The 18609-nt window shown below is 55.7% G+C and carries 19 protein-coding genes; 8 read left to right on the top strand and 11 right to left on the bottom strand.

Features of this window, described 5'->3' with window-relative positions:
* Positions 1 to 12 precede the first annotated feature (12 nt).
* The 4 genes from FHS72_RS12240 (at position 13) to aat (ending at position 2925) form a co-directional block, all read left to right on the top strand.
* The gene (locus tag FHS72_RS12240) at positions 13 to 285 is read left to right on the top strand and encodes a hypothetical protein (protein ID WP_183529506.1); all 273 of its coding nucleotides are present in this window, start codon (positions 13 to 15) and stop codon (positions 283 to 285) included.
* Positions 286 to 422: 137 nt separating this feature from the next.
* Positions 423 to 911 carry an acetyl-CoA carboxylase biotin carboxyl carrier protein gene (gene accB, locus FHS72_RS12235; RefSeq protein ID WP_183529504.1) on the top strand — a complete coding sequence of 163 codons (489 nt, stop codon included), beginning with the start codon at positions 423 to 425 and terminating at the stop codon, positions 909 to 911.
* A 10-nt stretch (positions 912 to 921) separates the two neighbouring features.
* A complete protein-coding gene (gene accC, locus FHS72_RS12230) occupies positions 922 to 2268 on the top strand; it encodes an acetyl-CoA carboxylase biotin carboxylase subunit (RefSeq protein ID WP_183529502.1) in 1347 nt (448 codons plus the stop codon).
* Between the two features lie 9 nt (positions 2269 to 2277).
* Positions 2278 to 2925: a leucyl/phenylalanyl-tRNA--protein transferase gene (gene aat, locus FHS72_RS12225; protein ID WP_183529500.1), complete on the top strand. Its 648-nt coding sequence runs from the start codon at positions 2278 to 2280 to the stop codon at positions 2923 to 2925.
* Here aat and FHS72_RS12220 read toward each other — a convergent pair.
* The 6 genes from FHS72_RS12220 to FHS72_RS12195 form a co-directional block, all read right to left on the bottom strand.
* The gene (locus FHS72_RS12220) at positions 2889 to 3248 is read right to left on the bottom strand and encodes a DUF2155 domain-containing protein (RefSeq protein WP_183529498.1); all 360 of its coding nucleotides are present in this window, start codon (positions 3246 to 3248) and stop codon (positions 2889 to 2891) included. The genes aat and FHS72_RS12220 overlap by 37 nt on opposite strands.
* Positions 3245 to 3697: an outer membrane lipid asymmetry maintenance protein MlaD gene (gene mlaD / locus FHS72_RS12215; protein ID WP_183529496.1), complete on the bottom strand. Its 453-nt coding sequence runs from the start codon at positions 3695 to 3697 to the stop codon at positions 3245 to 3247. The genes FHS72_RS12220 and mlaD overlap by 4 nt, the downstream gene beginning before the upstream one ends.
* Positions 3698 to 3721: 24 nt before the next feature.
* Entirely contained in the window at positions 3722 to 4105 is a 384-nt protein-coding gene (locus FHS72_RS12210; RefSeq protein ID WP_183529582.1) for an NADH:ubiquinone oxidoreductase subunit NDUFA12, read from the bottom strand.
* A gap of 125 nt (positions 4106 to 4230) precedes the next feature.
* Positions 4231 to 4602 carry a RidA family protein gene (locus tag FHS72_RS12205; protein ID WP_183529494.1) on the bottom strand — a complete coding sequence of 124 codons (372 nt, stop codon included), beginning with the start codon at positions 4600 to 4602 and terminating at the stop codon, positions 4231 to 4233.
* A 3-nt stretch (positions 4603 to 4605) separates the two neighbouring features.
* Positions 4606 to 5877 carry an ATP-dependent Clp protease ATP-binding subunit ClpX gene (gene clpX / locus FHS72_RS12200; protein ID WP_183529492.1) on the bottom strand — a complete coding sequence of 424 codons (1272 nt, stop codon included), beginning with the start codon at positions 5875 to 5877 and terminating at the stop codon, positions 4606 to 4608.
* Between the two features lie 148 nt (positions 5878 to 6025).
* Positions 6026 to 6655 (bottom strand): ATP-dependent Clp protease proteolytic subunit, encoded by a 630-nt coding sequence (locus tag FHS72_RS12195; RefSeq protein ID WP_183529490.1) that lies wholly within the window; start codon positions 6653 to 6655, stop codon positions 6026 to 6028.
* 237 nt (positions 6656 to 6892) lie between these two features.
* Between FHS72_RS12195 and FHS72_RS12190 the strand changes: the two genes are divergently transcribed.
* The 4 genes from FHS72_RS12190 (at position 6893) to FHS72_RS12175 (ending at position 13772) form a co-directional block, all read left to right on the top strand.
* Complete coding sequence (locus FHS72_RS12190; protein WP_183529488.1) at positions 6893 to 7357, top strand: (2Fe-2S)-binding protein; 465 nt, start codon at positions 6893 to 6895, stop codon at positions 7355 to 7357.
* Positions 7358 to 7360: 3 nt separating this feature from the next.
* Positions 7361 to 9595 carry a xanthine dehydrogenase family protein molybdopterin-binding subunit gene (locus FHS72_RS12185; RefSeq protein WP_183529486.1) on the top strand — a complete coding sequence of 745 codons (2235 nt, stop codon included), beginning with the start codon at positions 7361 to 7363 and terminating at the stop codon, positions 9593 to 9595.
* 213 nt (positions 9596 to 9808) lie between these two features.
* The gene (locus FHS72_RS12180; protein ID WP_183529484.1) at positions 9809 to 10036 is read left to right on the top strand and encodes a hypothetical protein; all 228 of its coding nucleotides are present in this window, start codon (positions 9809 to 9811) and stop codon (positions 10034 to 10036) included.
* A gap of 70 nt (positions 10037 to 10106) precedes the next feature.
* Positions 10107 to 13772 carry a Hint domain-containing protein gene (locus FHS72_RS12175; protein ID WP_183529482.1) on the top strand — a complete coding sequence of 1222 codons (3666 nt, stop codon included), beginning with the start codon at positions 10107 to 10109 and terminating at the stop codon, positions 13770 to 13772.
* Between the two features lie 71 nt (positions 13773 to 13843).
* On the opposite strand, the gene FHS72_RS12170 is transcribed toward FHS72_RS12175, so the two are convergent.
* From FHS72_RS12170 to FHS72_RS12150, 5 genes are all read right to left on the bottom strand, one after another.
* Complete coding sequence (locus tag FHS72_RS12170) at positions 13844 to 14167, bottom strand: DMT family transporter (RefSeq protein ID WP_183529481.1); 324 nt, start codon at positions 14165 to 14167, stop codon at positions 13844 to 13846.
* A 359-nt stretch (positions 14168 to 14526) separates the two neighbouring features.
* A complete protein-coding gene (locus FHS72_RS12165; protein WP_183529479.1) occupies positions 14527 to 15303 on the bottom strand; it encodes a gamma-glutamyl-gamma-aminobutyrate hydrolase family protein in 777 nt (258 codons plus the stop codon).
* A 259-nt stretch (positions 15304 to 15562) separates the two neighbouring features.
* Positions 15563 to 15991: a heme-binding protein gene (locus FHS72_RS12160; protein WP_183529477.1), complete on the bottom strand. Its 429-nt coding sequence runs from the start codon at positions 15989 to 15991 to the stop codon at positions 15563 to 15565.
* 26 nt (positions 15992 to 16017) lie between these two features.
* A complete protein-coding gene (locus FHS72_RS12155) occupies positions 16018 to 18150 on the bottom strand; it encodes a malate synthase G (protein ID WP_183529475.1) in 2133 nt (710 codons plus the stop codon).
* Between the two features lie 166 nt (positions 18151 to 18316).
* Positions 18317 to 18568, bottom strand: a complete 252-nt coding sequence (locus FHS72_RS12150) for a hypothetical protein (RefSeq protein WP_183529473.1) — start codon at positions 18566 to 18568, stop codon at positions 18317 to 18319.
* Between the last annotated feature and the right edge of the window lie 41 nt (positions 18569 to 18609).

Raw genomic sequence — 18609 nt, 5'->3', positions numbered from 1 at the left:
TTGAGGTCAGAAATGGAAGTTTCCTTAGCGCAACGCCCCGCACCACAATACCAAAGTGAAGCAGTGATCAGCACCGCGATTGCGACTGTCGCGGCCGCCCCCGCCACGCAGATCGCAAAAACGACTGAAATCACCCCGCGCACTGCGCAGGTCGATCGGTCGCAATTGTTAAGCGTGGATTTACCAGAAAAGCCCACACCAACGATTGAACAGACGTTGAAACCGTATGGCGTGATAATGTTACCCTATCGTGAAGAGGATGAGGCGACGACACGTAAGTTTTAGACTGTCAATTCCGACGCTTCGTCACTTTCCATGATGCTCTGGCTTTTCACTGCGCCGCCGTTACCCTATAAGCGGTCCGATCAGCCTTGCCATAGACGCAAGGCAACGAAACCAGTGGGCAACGGGCCGAGGACGACATGAGCAAAACAACCTCTCACGATAGCGACGTCAGCTTTATTCAGGCGTTAGCTGAATTGCTACGCGCAAACGACCTGACCGAACTGCGGGTAAAACGCGACTACGCGGAAAACGACAGCCTTGATGTACGGGTTGGACGCTACACGCAACCAGCACCACAACAGGTGATTTCGGCAGCGCCGGCACCTGTCGCAGCGGCACCCGTTGCAGCAGCAGCGCCCGCCGCAACCAGCGGTGACGATCCGGCAAGCCACCCAGGTGCGGTGACGTCGCCGATGGTCGGCACTGTCTATATGGCCGCAGAACCAGGTGCTGCAGCATTTGCGACTGTCGGAAAACAGATTTCCGAAGGCGAAACATTGTTAATCATCGAAGCGATGAAAACGATGAACCACATTCCTGCCCCACGGTCCGGCACGATCAAACGGATCCTCGTCGAAGATGGTGCCCCCGTTGAGTTCGGTGCGCCGCTTGTGATTATCGAATAAGGGGCGAATAATGTTCGATAAAATCCTCATTGCCAACCGCGGCGAAATCGCTTTGCGGGTGGTTCGCGCCTGTCGCGAAATGGGCGTGAAATCGGTCGCCGTGCATTCAACCGCCGATTCCGACGCGATGCATGTGCGCATGGCTGACGAGGCGATTTGCATCGGGCCGCCATCCAGCGCCCAGTCGTATTTGTCGTTTCCGGCGTTGATTTCCGCATGTGAAATCACGGGCGCACAAGCGATTCACCCCGGCTATGGCTTCTTGTCCGAGAACGCCGCATTCGTGCAGGCGTTGCAGGACCACGATATCGCGTTTATCGGCCCGACAGCCGAACATATCCGCGTTATGGGCGACAAAATCACAGCCAAAGACACGATGAAAGCGCTCGGCGTGCCCTGCGTTCCCGGCTCTGACGGCGGTGTTCCGACTTTGGAAGACGCGCAGCGAATCGGCGCTGAAGTAGGCTATCCGGTCATCATCAAAGCAACGGCAGGCGGCGGTGGACGCGGCATGAAAGTAGCGAAAACGGCTGCTGACATGGAACAAGCGTTCCATTCCGCCCGCGCGGAAGGCAAAGCCGCGTTTGGCAACGACGAAGTCTACATCGAGAAATACCTGACCACGCCGCGCCACATCGAAATCCAAGTTTTCGGTGACGGCAAAGGCAACGCGGTGCATTTGGGCGAACGTGATTGTTCTTTGCAACGGCGCCACCAAAAGGTTTTCGAAGAAGCCCCCGGCCCCTGCATCACGCCTGAATTACGTGCCCGCATTGGTAAAGTTTGCGCGGATGCCGTCGCAAAAATTAACTATATTGGCGCGGGGACGATCGAATTTCTGTTCGAAAACGACGAGTTCTACTTCATCGAAATGAACACGCGTTTGCAGGTTGAACACCCCGTCACGGAGAGCATTTTTGGCGTCGATCTGGTGCGCGAACAACTGCGCGTGGCGTCCGGTCTGCCTATGTCGTTCACGCAGGACGATTTGGTGATCAACGGGCATTCGATTGAAGTGCGGATCAACGCTGAAAAGCTACCGAATTTCTCGCCCTGCCCCGGTACGATTACGCAATATCACGCGCCCGGTGGGCTTGGTGTTCGGATGGATTCCGCGCTGTATGACGGTTATAAAATCCCGCCATATTACGACAGCTTGATCGGTAAATTGATCGTCCATGGTCGTGACCGACCAGAAGCGCTGGCCCGTTTGGCCCGCGCGTTGGGAGAATTGATTGTCGATGGTGTGGACACGACGATCCCGTTGTTTCACGCGCTGTTGGCCGAAAAAGACGTGTTAGACGGCAATTATACGATCCATTGGCTGGAACAATGGCTCGAAGAAAACCTTGCCTAAGTCATCATAATGACTGATGAAATCGAATTAACGCCAGACCTATTACTGCAAGGCTATCGGGCTGGCGTTTTTCCTATGTCGGAAACGCGCGACAGTGACGACGTGTTCTGGGTTGATCCCAAGTTTCGCGGCGTGCTTCCGTTAGATGGTTTTCACATCTCGCGATCCCTGCGGAAACGGCTGATTAAGGCTGAATACCGGATCAGCTTTAATACGTGTTTTCAGGACGTTGTGCGCGGTTGCGCTGATCGTGACGAGACGTGGATCAACGACACTATCTTTGATCTATATGCGGGCCTGTTTGACCAAGGAGACGCCGCCTGCTGCGAGGTTTGGCGCGATCAAACGCTCGTTGGTGGCGTGTATGGCGTGACGATTGGCGGCGCGTTTTTCGGTGAAAGCATGTTCAGCACGGCGACTGATGCATCAAAAGTTGCGCTGGCGTATTTGACGGATCGGTTGCGGTTGGGTGGATTTACCCTGTTTGATACGCAGTTCATCACGGATCATTTGGCATCACTTGGCGGGATAGAGATCAAGCGTGCGGCCTATCATGCCCTATTGCGCGATGCGTTAAAGGTTAATGCGACATTCCCTGCGGACGCCGCCATTCCCGCCGCTCAGGACCTGATACAGCGCAATACCCAGACGTCGTAGCGCGGATGTTCCATCGCGTTGAGCGCGGGTGCCGACGCTATGAGCCACCCTTCAAATGCGGGTTCGACTTGGTCGCGGTAGGTCACGAGCAGGTTCGCATAAGCGTCGCCTGACGGGTTGTCGCGCGGGTAGCGGCATTCGGTGAGCGTGACGCTGAGGTGTCCGATCTGTGTGGATTCGCCGGTTGATAGGGATACGTCGGTGACGGTCCCGTTCAGTTTGTCCAGCACACGCAATTCGCCGCCTTGGGCTGTTTGCGCTTGTTGGGCGCTTGCGACGCAGGGAAATAGCGCGAGTGCTGCGACAAAAACGAGGTGTTTCATTGTGAATCACTGTCTCCGGTGACGAATTTCAACAATAGCGAAATGAGGCTGATCGCGCCTTGGGTGTCTTCGATTTCTTCGCCCGGTGCGAAGTTATCCAGCGACCCGCCGGGCACGATTTCTACGAAACTACCGCCAAGCACACCTTCTGACGCGATGGCTACGGCACTGTCATTCGGGATTGCGACGCCGCCAGCAAAGGACAAGGTCACGTCGGCCCGAAAAGTGTCAGGGTTCAAGGTCAGATCGCTGATTTGGCCGATTTTCACGCCAGCTAGCCGGATGTCCGTACCAGATGTGATGCCTTCGACAGAGCGGAAACTGGCTGTTAAATCATAGCCTTGCGCATTTGATCCAAAGCCCGCAGCCTGTGCCGCATAGATGCCAAAGCCAAGGGCTGCCGCTAAAACCACGGCACCGACAAGCGTTTCTGTGCGGTTCTCGCGCATGATGAATTCCACTGGTGCGCCCGATTATTCGGGGCTCCATGCCTCGTAATCGCTGCGGGATTTTGGCGTTGCTGCACGCAAAGAACCCGCGGGCGCGTAGGCGTCAACGGTGCCTGTCAGGTTGACCTGATGCGGCTGCTCCCACGGTTTGTGGATCAATGGTTTGTCTGTTGGCGGCTCGTCCCATGTCCGGTGCAGCCAGCCGTGCCAGTCAGGGTCGATGCGCGATGCTTCGATGGCACCGTTGAAGATGACCCAGCGACGGCTGTCGTCTGCGTTGCGGTAAAAAATGTTACCTTGGCCGTCTTCGCCAACTTTTTTGCCGTTCCGCCACGTCCAAAACTGCGTGCCGAAGGACTGACCGTCCCACCACGTGAAAATCCGTTTGATTGTGTAGCCGATGCCCATTGCGCGTCTCCAATTCGTCAGTCTTGTCATGCCCCAAATGCGGCGCAACGTCTAGTCCGTCCAATGTGGTCTGGCGGGTGTGAGCCGAAAAATCTTTGTCGCACGCTTTCGAGAACGGGCAAAGACTATGCGGCGGGGGCCAATGCCATGACTTCAATTTCGATTTTGTATTTTGGGTCGATCAGGCCGCAGCTGACCATTGTGGCCGCCGGTGGGTTGTCACCAAAGGTTTCGCGTAGCAACAGCCAGCATGGTGCAAAGTCTTCGGGATCAGGCAACATGTAGGTCACGCGTATCACATCAGCGAATGAAACGCCCGCTTTTTCAAGCGCTTGTCCGATGACGTCCAGCGCACCTGCACATTGTGCAACGACGTCTGTGGGGACATCCGCGCCCGGATATGTGCAGCCGGACACGTGGACAAAACCACCCGCAACAACAGCGCGGCAATATCCGATTTTATCTTCGAATATGCCGCCTGAAGCTATGCGTTTCATCGATTAGCTCGCAGTTGCGGATTCTTTTTTCGATGATTTTGCGTCGTCGTGGATCATCAATGGTGAGGCGTCGGGGCCAACGGCCTCTTCGTTCACGACTACTTCAGTCACTGTGTCCATGCCTGGCAGGTCAAACATCGTGTCGAGCAAGATGTCTTCCATGATGGACCGCAGCCCACGCGCACCTGTTTTCCGTTCGATCGCACGTTTCGCAATTGCGGTCAGCGCGTCATCGGTGAACGTCAGCTTGGTGTTTTCAAGCTCAAACAGACGTTGGTACTGCTTGACCAGCGCGTTTTTCGGTTTGGTCAGGATGATGATCAGCGCATCCTCGTCCAGATCAGTCAGCGTTGCGATCACAGGCAAACGACCGACAAATTCAGGGATCAGGCCGAATTTCAGCAGATCTTCTGGTTCGAGATCGGTAAACACCTCGCCCACACCGCGTTCATCAACGTCTTTTACTTCCGCGCCAAAGCCCATCGAGGACCCTTTACCACGTTGTGAGATAATCTTGTCGAGACCCGCGAATGCGCCACCACAGATGAACAGGATGTTAGTCGTGTCCACTTGCAGGAATTCCTGCTGCGGATGCTTACGCCCACCTTGCGGCGGCACAGAAGCCACGGTGCCTTCCATGATTTTCAGCAACGCCTGCTGCACGCCCTCGCCCGACACGTCGCGCGTGATGGACGGGTTATCAGATTTACGTGTGATTTTATCTACTTCGTCGATGTAAACGATACCGCGCTGCGCACGTTCGACGTTATATTCGGACGCCTGCAACAGTTTGAGAATGATGTTTTCGACGTCTTCGCCGACATAACCTGCTTCGGTCAGTGTCGTCGCATCCGCCATGGTGAATGGCACGTCCAGAATACGGGCAAGTGTCTGCGCGAGCAGTGTTTTACCGCAACCGGTTGGTCCGATCAGCATGATGTTGGATTTCGACAATTCGATGTCGGATTTATCTGCATGGTTCAGACGTTTGTAGTGGTTATGCACCGCCACAGACAGCACGCGTTTGGCGTGCATTTGGCCGATCACATAGTCATCCAGAACGCCACAAATCTCGGAGGGCGTCGGCACGCCTTCACCGGCTTTCAGGCCAGCGGATTTGGTTTCTTCACGGATAATGTCCATGCATAGCTCAACGCATTCATCACAAATGAAGACGGTTGGGCCCGCGATCAGTTTGCGTACTTCGTGTTGGCTCTTGCCACAGAAGCTACAATAGAGGGTGTTTTTGCTGTCGCTGTTGGACGAATTCGCCATGATCTTCCCCTTGGCCAATTGGCCATACTGCTGCCGTGAACTGCGTGTTTTGCCAAGTCTAAGGCAGCACGCACCGGTCCACAATGTCAAAATGCCCATCGCACGGTGGCGTTAACGACGCGTTAACAATCCACCGTGCGACGGTAGATTATGCCGCGCTGTCGTCGTCTTTGGCACGGTTTGCAACGATTTCGTCGATCAAACCCCAGTCTTTCGCCTCTTCCGGCGACATGAAGTTGTCACGCTCAAGCGCTGCTTCGACTTTTTTCAAAGTCTGGCCAGTGTGTGTGACGTAGATCTGGTTCAAGCGATCTTTCAGCTTTTGGGTCTCTTGCGCGTGGATCATGATGTCAGTTGCCTGACCCTGATAGCCACCCGATGGTTGGTGCACCATAACGCGGCTGTTCGGCAGCGAGAACCGCATGCCTTTTTCGCCAGCAGTCAACAGCAACGACCCCATAGACGCCGCCTGCCCGATGACAAGCGTCGAAACCTTTGGTTTGATGTACTGCATGGTGTCGTAGATCGACAGGCCAGACGTCACAACGCCACCTGGGCTGTTGATATACATCGAGATTTCTTTTTTCGGGTTCTCAGCTTCGAGGTGCAAAAGCTGCGCCACAACCAGTTGTGACATGCCGTCATGCACGGGGCCGCTCAAAAAGATGATCCGCTCTTTCAACAAACGCGAGAAAATATCGTAAGCGCGTTCGCCGCGCGCCGTCTGTTCGACGACCATAGGCACGAGGTTCATATAGGTTTCTACTGGATCTTGCATCGGCTGTGCCTCACTTCCGGGATGGTTACGTCACCATCATTACTTCAAAATTCCTGACAGAGTCTTAGTGGTGCCAGACAGGGGCTTCAAGGGCAGGTCTTTGATGTGACCCGATTTGATGCAAAGCGTGATGACGATGGGCGTCGATCTGAATGGCCTCATTTGCGCCCGACTACTTGTAATGTGGTTTAAGCGCTTATCTAAAGCAGATTAAATACGTGCAAACGAGGGTTCCCCATGTCGACAACGCTGAAAATCAACGAGACTTCTTATGATGTCGATTTGCCGGAGAATGTGCCGCTGTTGTGGGTGTTACGCGATGAAGTCGGCCTGACCGGGACCAAATTCGGCTGCGGTGTCGCGGCGTGCGGGGCTTGCACGGTGCATATCGACGGCGAAGCGGTGCGGTCTTGTCAGATTGCGTTGGGCGACGTGTGGGGCGATGTGACCACGATTGAAGGTCTTGGAAAGCCGGGCGATATGGCGATTATCCAACAGGCATGGGTCGATAACCAAGTCGCACAATGTGGTTACTGCCAATCGGGCCAGATCATGCAGGCCGCTGATTTGCTCAGCAATAATCCGGCCCCTACTGACCAAGATATTGACGATGCGATGCAAGGCAACCTGTGCCGCTGTGGCACCTACCCCCGTATTCGGGCCGCTATTCACGACGCTGCTGATAAGATGAAAAAGGTATAAGTCATGGCAAGCATTGGTAAAATCGCCCGTCGCACGTTCCTGATTGGCTCTGCTGCCCTTGTTGGTGGCGTGGCCTTTGGTGTTTATAAAGTGAAACAAGACGCCCCCAATCCGCTGGTCACAGCGAACGGCGAAAGCACGCTCAACCCGTTCATCTTGATTAACGCTGACGGTGTCACGATCATCACGCCCCGCGCTGAAATGGGTCAGGGGATTCAAACGACGCTGGCCGCATTGGTCGCCGAAGAAATGGATCTGAATTGGGACGATGTGCGCGTGATGCACGGTCCACCTGCGCAGGCGTATTATAACAGTGCGCTTCTGGGTGTTGCCCTGCCCTACCATATTTACGCCGATTCTGAATTCATGACAGGCGTGCGCGATAACCTTGGTCAGGTTGGCAAATTGCTGAACCTACAAGTCACCGGCGGCTCGTCGTCATCGCGTGATGGGTACACACGCATGCGCGAAGCGGGTGCGACTGCGCGTGAGACGCTCAAACTCGCGGCGGCGAAACGTTGGGATGTTGATGTCAGCACGTTGACGACGGAAAACGGACATGTGATCGCCGCAGATGGTGAAAAACTGTCTTATATTGATTTGGCCGCTGATGCCGCACAGATTGATCCGCCCAGCGTTGACCTGCGCGCAAAGTCTGAATGGACCAAACTAGGCACCCCGATGCCGCGCACCGACATGGTTGCGAAATCCACAGGCACCGCGACCTATGCGACCGACGTGCCACTGGAAGGCGCGAAATTCGCGACGGTCCGGTTTAACCCTGCCCGCAGCGGTATGGTGTCGTTTGACGCATCCGCCGCGTTAGAGATGGACGGCGTGGATAACGTGCTTGACCTCGGTGACGGGATCGCAGTTGTGGCGTCGAATACTTGGCTGGCGTTTCAAGCCGCCGAGATGGTCGAGATCGCGTGGGAAGCAGCGAGCTACCCCGCGACATCTGACGCAATGCGCGATGCGATCACCGCGTCACTCTCGTCTGAACCCAATAGCACGACCCGCGATGACGGCGATGTGGATGCCGCAATCGACGGCACAGAAATCACCGCAGGCTATAGCGTGCCATGGCTGGCCCACGCCACGATGGAGCCGATGACCACGACAGCCCTCTATGCAAATGACGCGTTAACCATCTGGTCGGGCGCTCAAGCGCCGATCTTGATGCAGGAAAAATGCGCGGCTGTTGTCGGTCTGACGCCGGAGCAAGTCACGGTGAACACCATGTATATGGGCGGCGGTTTTGGCAGACGCACTGAATCGGATGCCGCCGTGCAAGCCGCCCAAATCGCAAAGCAATACCCCGACACCCCGATAAAACTGACGTGGACCCGCGAAGAAGACATGCGCCACGACTTTTACCGCCCCGCAGCGGCGGCGTCTTTTCGTGGCGTGGTCAAAGATGGCGAAGCGGTTCTCCTGCACGGCAAAATCGCAGCCCCGTCGGTCACGCATCAATCCACATTCCGCATGGTCGGCCAAGTCCCCCCCGGCCCTGATCGCGCGCATGTTGAAGGGGCGGCAGACCAACCTTACGGAATCGAAAACTTTCGCCTGACCGGACATTTGACTGATCTGGACGTGCCGATCGGCTTCTGGCGGTCCGTGAGCGCGTCATTCAACGGGTTCTTTTTCGATACCTTCATTGACGAAATGGCAAATGCTGCGGGTGCTGACCCGTTGAAATTCCGCCTGAATTTGGCGGCGAAAGAACATGCAGCCTCGGCCGCTGTGATCGCCAAAGTCGGTGAAATGGCGAACTGGACCGGACAAACGCCGGACGGTGTCGGGCGCGGTATCGGGTTCACCTATTCATTCGGCACGCCTGTCGCGGAAATCGTCGAAGTAGTGGACGAAGACGGCGCTATCCGGATTAACAAATGCTGGATCGCTTGCGATGTCGGCACGGCGTTAGACCCAAGCATCATCGAGGCGCAGATGATTTCTGGCGCGATTTACGGCATGTCAGCGGCGGCACAGGGCGAGATCAGTTTTGTGGATGGGGCGGCGGATCAGTGGAATTTCCCTGACTACGACGCGCTGCGGATGCACAACACGCCTGACTTCGAAGTCGCGATTTTGGAAACGGGTCACGCGATTGGCGGCGCGGGCGAACCGGGCACGCCACCATCAATGCCAGCCTTGGGCAACGCCTTGTTCGACCTGACCGGCACACGTGCCACATCCCTGCCCCTGATCAAGACTTTTAACCTGATCTTGTAACGTCGCGACCCGTCGTCTTCACCGACGACCTGACAAAGCGCGTAAATAAGAAATTTGACACAAAGTTGTCTAAGTCTTTCTTATTTACGCCGCTGTTCACACTCAGTTTTGCCATGCGTTGTGGTTACTAAACTTCAACGAAGTCGAAATCCGAATTATTATCGGGTCCGGCACAAGGACAATTGTCCGATTTTATGCGGCTGGAGTGTTTCAATGTTAGACAGTGTTTATAAAGGGTTAGGTGGTACTTTTTGGGGTGCGACCGTTTTGTCTGTTAGCGCACAACACGTCCGCCGCGACGCAGTTAATCTCGACGAACCAGTTTCCGATGCGTCAGCCGACCGCACCTTAGTTTCCCCACATTTGAATAGCCAATTTTTGAAAAACAACGTCGTTGATTTCGTCAGCGCACGCCGCGATCTCACAAAGGGAGCGTTCTAGGATTACCGCATAGCCATTTTCAGCCCCCCGCCGGCATAGCGCCAATGCATTCAGACCTAGAGATTAAACCATGACAAATATTACAATCCCACGAAGCTCTACCACCCAAACGTTAACAGGCGACAACGGCGTCCAAACTCAAGCGACGTTTACCGCAAATTCATTGGGGGCCTCATCATGGGGCCGCGATGGCGTGGGCCTTAAAGGTAGCGACTTTGATCCGTTCGGCGAATCCGCGCTTGAAGTTGAATTTTCCAACTCCGTCGAAGATGTGGCGTTTACCCTATTCGACATCGACCAAGCCTCTGGCAATTGGGACGACCAAATTCGCGTCGAAGCGTTTGATCCGGCGGGCAATCCAATTGCGATTACATATACGACCACAAGCCGCGGCCATGTCGTAGAAAGCAATGGATCGAATGGTGTTCTTGTTATCGAGGCAAGCAACAACAATACTAACGGCGATAACCAGTCCTCTATTTTTGTAAAGATTGCGGGTCCTGTCGGCTCGTTCAAAATCTATTACGAAGACGGATCGAATACGACAAACAACAACGGCATCATCGGCATTGATAACATGTCCTTCGGCGATGTGATCGCGCGTGACGGCACGGTTTCCGGCACCAATGGCGGTGATCTGATCGATAGCGATTACGAAGGCGATCCGAATGGCGACTACGTTGACAACGATGACGCATTCCTGACCGGCGACAGTGCCAACGATGACTTGATCGAAGCAAACGGTGGCTCTGACACTGTCTATGCCGGCGACGGACATGACGAAGTATACGGTGGCAATGGCCGCGACACGTTGTTCGGCGGCACAGGCAATGACACTTTGTACGGTGATGCAGGTGTTGATACGCTTTACGGCGACGCGGGCGACGACACCGTTTACGGTGGTGCGGGCGCTGATACTATTTTTGCAGGCCAAGGCGATGACGCGCTTTATGGCGGCGATGACAAAGACACATTCTTTGTTGGCGATTCTGATGGCACCGATCGCATTTCCGGCGGCGAAGGCGGCACTGACTTTGATACGGTGGACTTCGCGGGCGTGTCTGGCAGTAGCGGCGTCACTGTCACGTATTCTGGCGACGAGGCTGCGACTTACCAAGTCGGTTCAACCGGATCGAACGGCAAATTCAACGAGATCGAGGCCATCGTCGGCACCGCAAATGCGGACAAGATCGACGCAACGCTCGATACCGCTGGCGTGTCTGTGAACACAGGCGCGGGCAATGACGTGATCATCGGCGGCAGCGGCGATGACACCATCGATGCGGGTACTGGCAATGACACCATAGGTCTGAACAACAACTTTGGCGACGACACCATCAACGGTGGCGCGGACACAGGCAACGCAGACGTTGACGTGCTGGACGCATCGCAGATGACGCAGGACGTGACGTTGAACCTGTCCACACCGGAATCCGGTACGATTTCCAACGGCACCGACACCGCGACCTTTAGCGAGATCGAAGAGTTCGTTCTGGGTGCGGGCGCGGATAGCGTCACGGGCTCTAGCGGCGACGATATCGTTGACTTGGGCACTGGTGCCGATACGATCAACGCGGGCGCTGGTAACGACCAGATCGACCTTGGTAGCAACAGCGCGGGCAATCCTGACGGCTTTGACGACGTTGTTGTCCTGCAGGACGACTTTGGCGACGACATCGTCAAAAACTTTGACGCGCCGACGCTGAACTCTGACGGCACGTACACAAGCGGCGACACGCTGGACGTGACTGACTTATACGACGCGCCAGAAGGCGACGCGACACGCACGCCCGTGAACACAAACGACGTGGTTGTGTCCGCCGATGGTAACGGTAACGCGGTTCTGACGTTCCCGAATGGCGAAAGCATCACGCTGGACGGGATTTCCGCATCCGCCGCGAACGATCCGTTCTACCTGCAAGCCCTCGGCATCCCCCTGCCCGATGGCACGGTGTCCGGCACCGCAGGCGACGACCTGATCAACGGCGCTTACACTGGCGACCCAGACGGCGATATCGTTGACAACGACGACGCTATTTTAGCTGGTGACACTGGCAATGACGACTTGATCGAAGCGCACGGCGGCAATGATAATATCTTTGCAGCAGACGGGGACGATGTTGTCTACGGCGGCACAGGCAATGACACCATCAACGGTGGCAGCGGCGACGACACGCTTTATGGCGAAGCAGGCGACGACGTCTTCACAATCGGCCAAGCTGACGGCACCGACACAATCATCGGCGGCGAAGACACGGGCAATGGCGACACTGACACCGTTGACTTCAGTTCGGCTGTGCTTGGCGGTGGTGTCTCGGCAACTGGCGTCAACGTGACGTTCACAGGCGACGAAGCGGCAACGTATCAGGTTGGCACTGCCGGCTCTGACGGCACGTTCAGCGAAATCGAAGCCGTGGTCGGCACTGATAAAGCGGACGCGATTGACCTGTCCGGCGATTCTGCTGGCATCACCGTGAATTCAGGCGCTGGCAAAGACGTGATCACTAGCGGCGCTGGCGACGACGTGATCAACGCGGGTCAAGACGACGATACAATCATCCTGAACGACGGTTTCGGAAACGACACCATCGACGCGGGCGAAGATACTGGCGGCGCCGATACGGACATCCTCGACGGCTCTGGTCTGACCGATGATGTGACTGTGGTGTTCTCGGGCGACGAGGCTGGCACCATCGCACAAGGTGCGGACACCCTGTCGTTCACAGGCGTCGAAGAAATCATCACAGGCGCTGGTGACGACGTGATCTTTGGCGGCGTAGGTGACGATTCTGTGTCGACGGGCGCTGGCAACGACTTCATCTTTGGCAACGACGGTGCTGATACGATTGACGCAGGTGCGGGCAATGACACCATCTATTTCGCTGAAGGCGATAGTGTGGACGGCGGCGCGGGCGACGATATCTTTTCGTTCATCGACCTTGGCGAGACGACAAATGGTGTAATCACCATCGTCGGCGGCGACGACGATGAAACGCCCGTGAACGGTGCTGCTGGTACTGGCGGCGACATTCTCCGCATGGGCGATCAGGCTGATCTGTCCTCACTGGTCAAAGTGTCCGACGGCATCAACGCCAGCGGCAACGAAACGTTTTCTGGCTCGGTGACACTGGACGACGGCACAATCCTGAACTTTTCGGGTATCGAGCAGGTCATCTGTTTCACCCCGGGCACCAACATCGCCACACCGCAAGGGTCACGCCCGATCGAGACCCTTGGCATTGGCGACATGGTTCTGACGCGCGACCACGGCATGCAGCCGATCCGCTGGATTCAGGAACGCACCGTACCTGCGACCGACCGCTTTGCGCCAGTGCGCTTGCGTCCGGGTGTTGTGACGGGTCTGGAACGCGATCTGTTGGTATCCCCACAGCACCGCATGCTGTTCCAAGGCTACCGTGCGGAACTGTTGTTCGGCGAAAGCGAAGTCCTGATGCCAGCGATCCACCTGATCGATGACAAAATGGTCACACGTGAAGAAGGCGGCATGGTCACATACATTCACATGATGTTCGACGAACACGAAGTGATCTATGCGGAAGGTGCGGCATCGGAAAGTTTCCACCCGGGCGAGTTAGGTCTCAACGGTGTGACAGACGTTGCCCGCGAAGAGTTGTTCACGTTGTTCCCAGCATTGCGCAGCGCACCAAACGGCTATGGCCGCACGGCGCGCCGTTCGCTGAAGAAACATGAATCGCAGATGCTGCGGACGAAATAAACGTCCCTGCATTCGCAAATCAAAGGCCGCCCTTCTGCTCGGGGGCGGCCTTTTTTATGGATGCAGATGATTTAGGCGGATGGGCTGGAAACTTTCATCAACACGATGCCCGCGATGATCAACAGGGCCGCAAGAATACGCAGCGGCGATGCGGATTCGCCCAGCAGTACGACGCCAACGACGAACGCTCCAACAGCCCCGATACCCGTCCAGATCGTGTAGGCCGTGCCCAACGGCAACGACCGCATCGCAAGCGACAGTAATACAAAACTGGCAGCCATCGTGATCATCGTGATGGTACTCGGCACCAGCAACGTGAAGCCTGCGGATTTCTTCATGAAGTACGCCCAGACGATTTCCAAAAATCCGGCGATAACGAGTTGGATCCAAGCCATGGCTTAGACCTCCTTAGCTCACGTCCGGGTCGTCCCGGAATAAAAAGGAAAGCGCAGGTCGTCCCGCAAACCCCAAGTAACGTGGGCGCAGGTGATGATCAAGACGGGGAATTGGGGCAAACCATTTGGTGTCAGATCCAAGCGTGCATCAGCTGTTGGTGTTAGGGACCGCCAACTGATGCACACCTGTCCGAAGTTTCAGCGCATACACGCTAAAAATTACTCAACAGGTTACGCGCTCCCCCAACAATTCACTCAATAACATACACATAGGAAGGGAGCGCTGATACTATTTGAACACTATGACTAAAGTCTAACTAGGGGGAAAAATGATTTTTTCGCAGCACCTGCTCGCAACTCTAGGCTGATTTCAAAAGAAATTCCTGACGACCCGCAACCCAAGCGCGACATGCGTCGCCAAAAGCCGAAAACAGGGGTCGCGAAACAGGATCATCAGACGCCCGCCATTCAGGATGCCACTGCACAGAATAGGTAAATCCGGGCGCGTCTTTGACAAAAATCGCCTCTGGCGTGCCGTCTGGAGCGTAGCCATCAACCACAATGCGATCACCTGCCCGCTTGATTCCCTGCCCGTGCAGCGAATTGGTCATGACTTTTTGCGCGCCCATCAATTTGTGGAACGGACCGTTCTCGCCAAATGTGATTTCGTGGCGCAGCGCGAACTTTTCCTCGATGGTCCCGTCAGGGGGCATCCGGTGGTTATCACGGCCCGGCAAATCGCGGATTTCGGGATAAAGCGAGCCACCAAAAGCGACGTTCACTTCTTGGAAACCACGACAGATCCCCATAATCGGCTGGCCCGCATCAACGCAAGCGCGGATCAGCGGCAACACAAGACGGTCGCGCTGGCGATCAAATGTACCGTGAGCGGCGGTTTCGACTTCGCCGTATTCTTCGGGATGCACGTTTGGGCGGCCCCCTGTGAACACAAAGCCCGCACAGCACGCTTGCAGCTCTTGGACCTCGAACAAGTCAGGGTTCGCGGGGACAATCATCGGGATGCCACCAGCGGCTTCGCAGACTGCTTGGAGGTTTAAGTCGCCCGCTGCTTGCACGTGGTAATCTTCGTTAATGGTATGTGCGTTGGCAATGATGCCGATAACGGGGCGAGACATGATAGGCTTTCAAGTAATTTCGGGGTCGCGCCAAGTATAGCGTGGCCACGATCCTTGAAAACCCTCACGGATACACAGTGCCGATGTCAAAATCGCACAACTGCAAAAGATAGGCGTTAAGATCATTGATTAAGCAGGCCACGAACTGGGCCTTTACAGTGTCGCGATCAACTCGCGTTTTAACCCGTATCTTGAGCATCATGTTGGACGCTCTCGGTGCCCCCCGCCCACTATAAACGGACGAGGGTAATGTTATGCGTTATCCGTCGCCTTTAAGCCCAGCTGCCGCGATCCCAGCCAGTGCGGCTTCGAGATCGTTGTCGCTGGTGTCGCCCGTCACGCCAACAGCGCCGATCACGGCTCCATCGTTGTCACGCACAATCACGCCACCTGGCACTGGCACAACTTGGCCGCCAAACGCGCCGTTCACCGCGTTCATAAAATACGCTTGCTGCTCGGCACGCGCCATTTGCGCAGTGCCGGTCATACCCAGCATCACGCAGCCATAGGCCTTGCCGTGGGCAATCGCGAAACGTCCCGGTGCGGCACCATCTTCGCGTTCAAACGCTTTGACATGACCACCCGCATCAAGCACCACAACGGACAAAGGCTTGAGCCCCATTTCCTGTCCTTTGGCGATGGTCGATGCGATGATCGTGCGGGCGTTATCAATAGTAATTTCAGCCACTTGCGGCCTCCTCTTTATGTATCACATTAAGATTGTGCTTTGAATTCCTGACGGCGGCGGTGCAGGACAGGTTCGGTGTAGCCGGATGGCTGCACGCGGCCTTGGAACACCAGATCACAGGCAGCTTGGAAGGCCACTGTGTCAAAGTTCGGCGCCATAGGAATGTAGGTCGCATCACTGGCGTTTTGGCGGTCAACAACAGCGGCCATTTTCTGCATGCCTGCCATCACCTGCTCTTGGGTGATTACGTCGTGATGCAGCCAATTTGCCAAAGCTTGCGACGAAATCCGGCACGTCGCGCGGTCTTCCATCAGGCCTACATCGTTGATGTCAGGCACCTTGGAACAGCCGACGCCCGCATCAATCCAGCGCACAACGTAACCAAGGATCCCTTGGGCGTTGTTCTCGATTTCGCGGGTAATTTCGTCTTCGGACCAATTCGCGCCACGTGCTACAGGGATCGTCAGAAGATCGTCCAGCGTACCACGCGGGCCGCCAGCCTTTAGCTCGCGTTGCTTCGCCAAAACGTCGATTTTGTGGTAATGCGTCGCGTGCAATGTCGCGGCAGTCGGCGACGGCACCCACGCGCAGTTTGCACCGGACAGCGGATGACCGACCTTAGCTTCGAGCATTTCAGCCATGCGATCCGGCATCGCCCACATGCCCTTACCGATCTGCGCCTTGCCCTGAAGCCCGCACGCAAGACCGATATCAACGTTACGATCTTCGTAAGACGTGATCCAAGCCGATGATTTCATTTCACCTTTTGGCACCATTGCGCCAGCTTCCATGGATGTGTGAATTTCATCACCCGTCCGGTCAAGGAAGCCTGTGTTGATGAAAGCGACCCGCGATTTTGCAGCGCGGATACATTCCTTGAGGTTCGCGGACGTGCGGCGCTCCTCGTCCATGATGCCGAGCTTTACGGTGTTCTGTGGCAGGCTTAGCGCTTTTTCGACGGCTGTGAAAATCTCGTCTGCGAAGGCGACTTCTTCTGGGCCGTGCATTTTAGGTTTCACGACGTAAACAGAGCCAGTGACGGTGTTGCCGCCTTGACGTTTCAGGTCGTGGATCGCGATCATTGTGGTGATCATCGCGTCCATCAGCCCCTCGCCCGCTTCGTTGCCGTCGCGGTCCAGAATTGCCGGATTTGTCATCAGGTGGCCAACGTTCCGGATCAACATCAGCGCGCGGCCTTTGTAACGGATTTCATGGCCTTTTGTGCCCGTGAAACCGATATCGTCGTTCAACACGCGCTCGAAGGTTTCACCGCCCTTGGTCACAGTTTCGGACAGCGTGCCGTTCATCAGCCCCAGCCAGTTAGTATAGGCGATAACCTTGTCTTCGCCATCAACGGCGGCGACGGAATCTTCGCAGTCCATAATCACCGAGATCGCGCTTTCCAGCATGATATCCGCGATGCCAGCCTTGTCGGTTTTACCGATGTCGGAAGTCGGATCGATAATGACACCTATCAGCAAGCCATTTGCCCGCAAGAAGACGTCAGTCAGGCCAGCCTCGTCAGCATTGCCGCCAACGAACTGCTTTGGATCTTTCAACGCAGGCACCAAAACGCCGTCTTCAACAGACAGGTCCGTGATGTCAGCCCAAGACCCGTCGGTCAGCGGCGCGACGTCGTCCAAATGTTTACGGCCCCAAGCAATCGCTTTAGCGCCGTGTTCCGCGTCGTAGCCACCCTTTGGCGCCGTGCTGCCCAGCGCATCGGTGCCGTAAAGCGCATCGTACAGGCTACCCCAACGGGCATTTGCCGCGTTCAGAGCGAACCGCGCATTCATGATCGGCACAACAAGTTGCGGGCCGGGAATCGCGGCAATTTCAGGGTCAACGTCTTTGGTTTCAATCGCGAAAGCAGGCCCTTCAGGAACCAGATATCCGATATCCGTTAAGAAAGCCTTATAAGCGACAGGATCATGATCTTGACCACGATTTGCGACGTGCCAACCGTCAATTTGCTCTTGCAGCGCTTCACGCTTTTCCAACAGCGCACGGTTTTTCGGCCCGAGGTCATGGATCAATTCAGACAGGCCCGCCCAAAACACATCCGGCGCAATGCCTGTATCAGGCAACGCTTTTTGTTCAATGAAATCAGCGAGTACAGGGTCTACCTGCAATCCATCACGGTCAATATAAGCAGTCATGTGTGGTCCCTTCTTTGTATGCGGCGCGACGCCGTAGCAATACGTTAGGACACGGGTACGGCAAAAGTTTCCTATAGGCAACAAGAGCGGTCAAATCTATTGACCAATGTTGAGGGCAGCAATTCCCGCCCTGCACTTTCGCCGTACCACCGTTTTATGACAGTTATTATTGCTCGACCGGCGCGACGATACCTTCGAGACCGGTCTCGATCTCGGGGCCGTCATCCACTTCGACTTCGGTTCCGGTACGACTGTCGATCTGCGTTTCAGCGCCTTCTGGTGTGTCGGCGTTATACACGGTCCAGATAACGAAGGCCGCCAAAAGCACCCCAACGAACACCAGTACACCCGCCATTCCGGCCAGTGGTCCCTTGTGCTTTTTGGCTTGCTTCTCGATATTGGTTTCAGGTGCAGACATGGGATTTCCTTTCGTTTTCAACACGACGATTGGTTAATCAA

The organism is Yoonia ponticola, from assembly GCF_014199395.1.
GTDB lineage: Bacteria > Pseudomonadota > Alphaproteobacteria > Rhodobacterales > Rhodobacteraceae > Yoonia > Yoonia ponticola.
This window is presented reverse-complemented; position numbering and strand designations above follow the sequence as displayed.

What these genes read in the sequence shown, in the direction of transcription:
- aat (WP_183529500.1), top strand. Translation starts at nt 2,278, where the DNA reads ATGACTGATGAAATCGAATTAACGCCAGACCTATTACTGCAAGGCTAT.
- mlaD (WP_183529496.1), bottom strand. Translation starts at nt 3,697, where the DNA reads ATGCGCGAGAACCGCACAGAAACGCTTGTCGGTGCCGTGGTTTTAGCG.
- FHS72_RS12210 (WP_183529582.1), bottom strand. Translation starts at nt 4,105, where the DNA reads ATGGGCATCGGCTACACAATCAAACGGATTTTCACGTGGTGGGACGGT.
- accB (WP_183529504.1), top strand. Translation starts at nt 423, where the DNA reads ATGAGCAAAACAACCTCTCACGATAGCGACGTCAGCTTTATTCAGGCG.
- FHS72_RS12190 (WP_183529488.1), top strand. Translation starts at nt 6,893, where the DNA reads ATGTCGACAACGCTGAAAATCAACGAGACTTCTTATGATGTCGATTTG.
- FHS72_RS12165 (WP_183529479.1), bottom strand. Translation starts at nt 15,303, where the DNA reads ATGTCTCGCCCCGTTATCGGCATCATTGCCAACGCACATACCATTAAC.
- clpX (WP_183529492.1), bottom strand. Translation starts at nt 5,877, where the DNA reads ATGGCGAATTCGTCCAACAGCGACAGCAAAAACACCCTCTATTGTAGC.
- FHS72_RS12150 (WP_183529473.1), bottom strand. Translation starts at nt 18,568, where the DNA reads ATGTCTGCACCTGAAACCAATATCGAGAAGCAAGCCAAAAAGCACAAG.
- FHS72_RS12220 (WP_183529498.1), bottom strand. Translation starts at nt 3,248, where the DNA reads ATGAAACACCTCGTTTTTGTCGCAGCACTCGCGCTATTTCCCTGCGTC.
- FHS72_RS12175 (WP_183529482.1), top strand. Translation starts at nt 10,107, where the DNA reads ATGACAAATATTACAATCCCACGAAGCTCTACCACCCAAACGTTAACA.
- FHS72_RS12185 (WP_183529486.1), top strand. Translation starts at nt 7,361, where the DNA reads ATGGCAAGCATTGGTAAAATCGCCCGTCGCACGTTCCTGATTGGCTCT.
- FHS72_RS12170 (WP_183529481.1), bottom strand. Translation starts at nt 14,167, where the DNA reads ATGGCTTGGATCCAACTCGTTATCGCCGGATTTTTGGAAATCGTCTGG.
- FHS72_RS12205 (WP_183529494.1), bottom strand. Translation starts at nt 4,602, where the DNA reads ATGAAACGCATAGCTTCAGGCGGCATATTCGAAGATAAAATCGGATAT.
- FHS72_RS12240 (WP_183529506.1), top strand. Translation starts at nt 13, where the DNA reads ATGGAAGTTTCCTTAGCGCAACGCCCCGCACCACAATACCAAAGTGAA.
- FHS72_RS12195 (WP_183529490.1), bottom strand. Translation starts at nt 6,655, where the DNA reads ATGCAAGATCCAGTAGAAACCTATATGAACCTCGTGCCTATGGTCGTC.
- FHS72_RS12155 (WP_183529475.1), bottom strand. Translation starts at nt 18,150, where the DNA reads ATGACTGCTTATATTGACCGTGATGGATTGCAGGTAGACCCTGTACTC.
- FHS72_RS12180 (WP_183529484.1), top strand. Translation starts at nt 9,809, where the DNA reads ATGTTAGACAGTGTTTATAAAGGGTTAGGTGGTACTTTTTGGGGTGCG.
- accC (WP_183529502.1), top strand. Translation starts at nt 922, where the DNA reads ATGTTCGATAAAATCCTCATTGCCAACCGCGGCGAAATCGCTTTGCGG.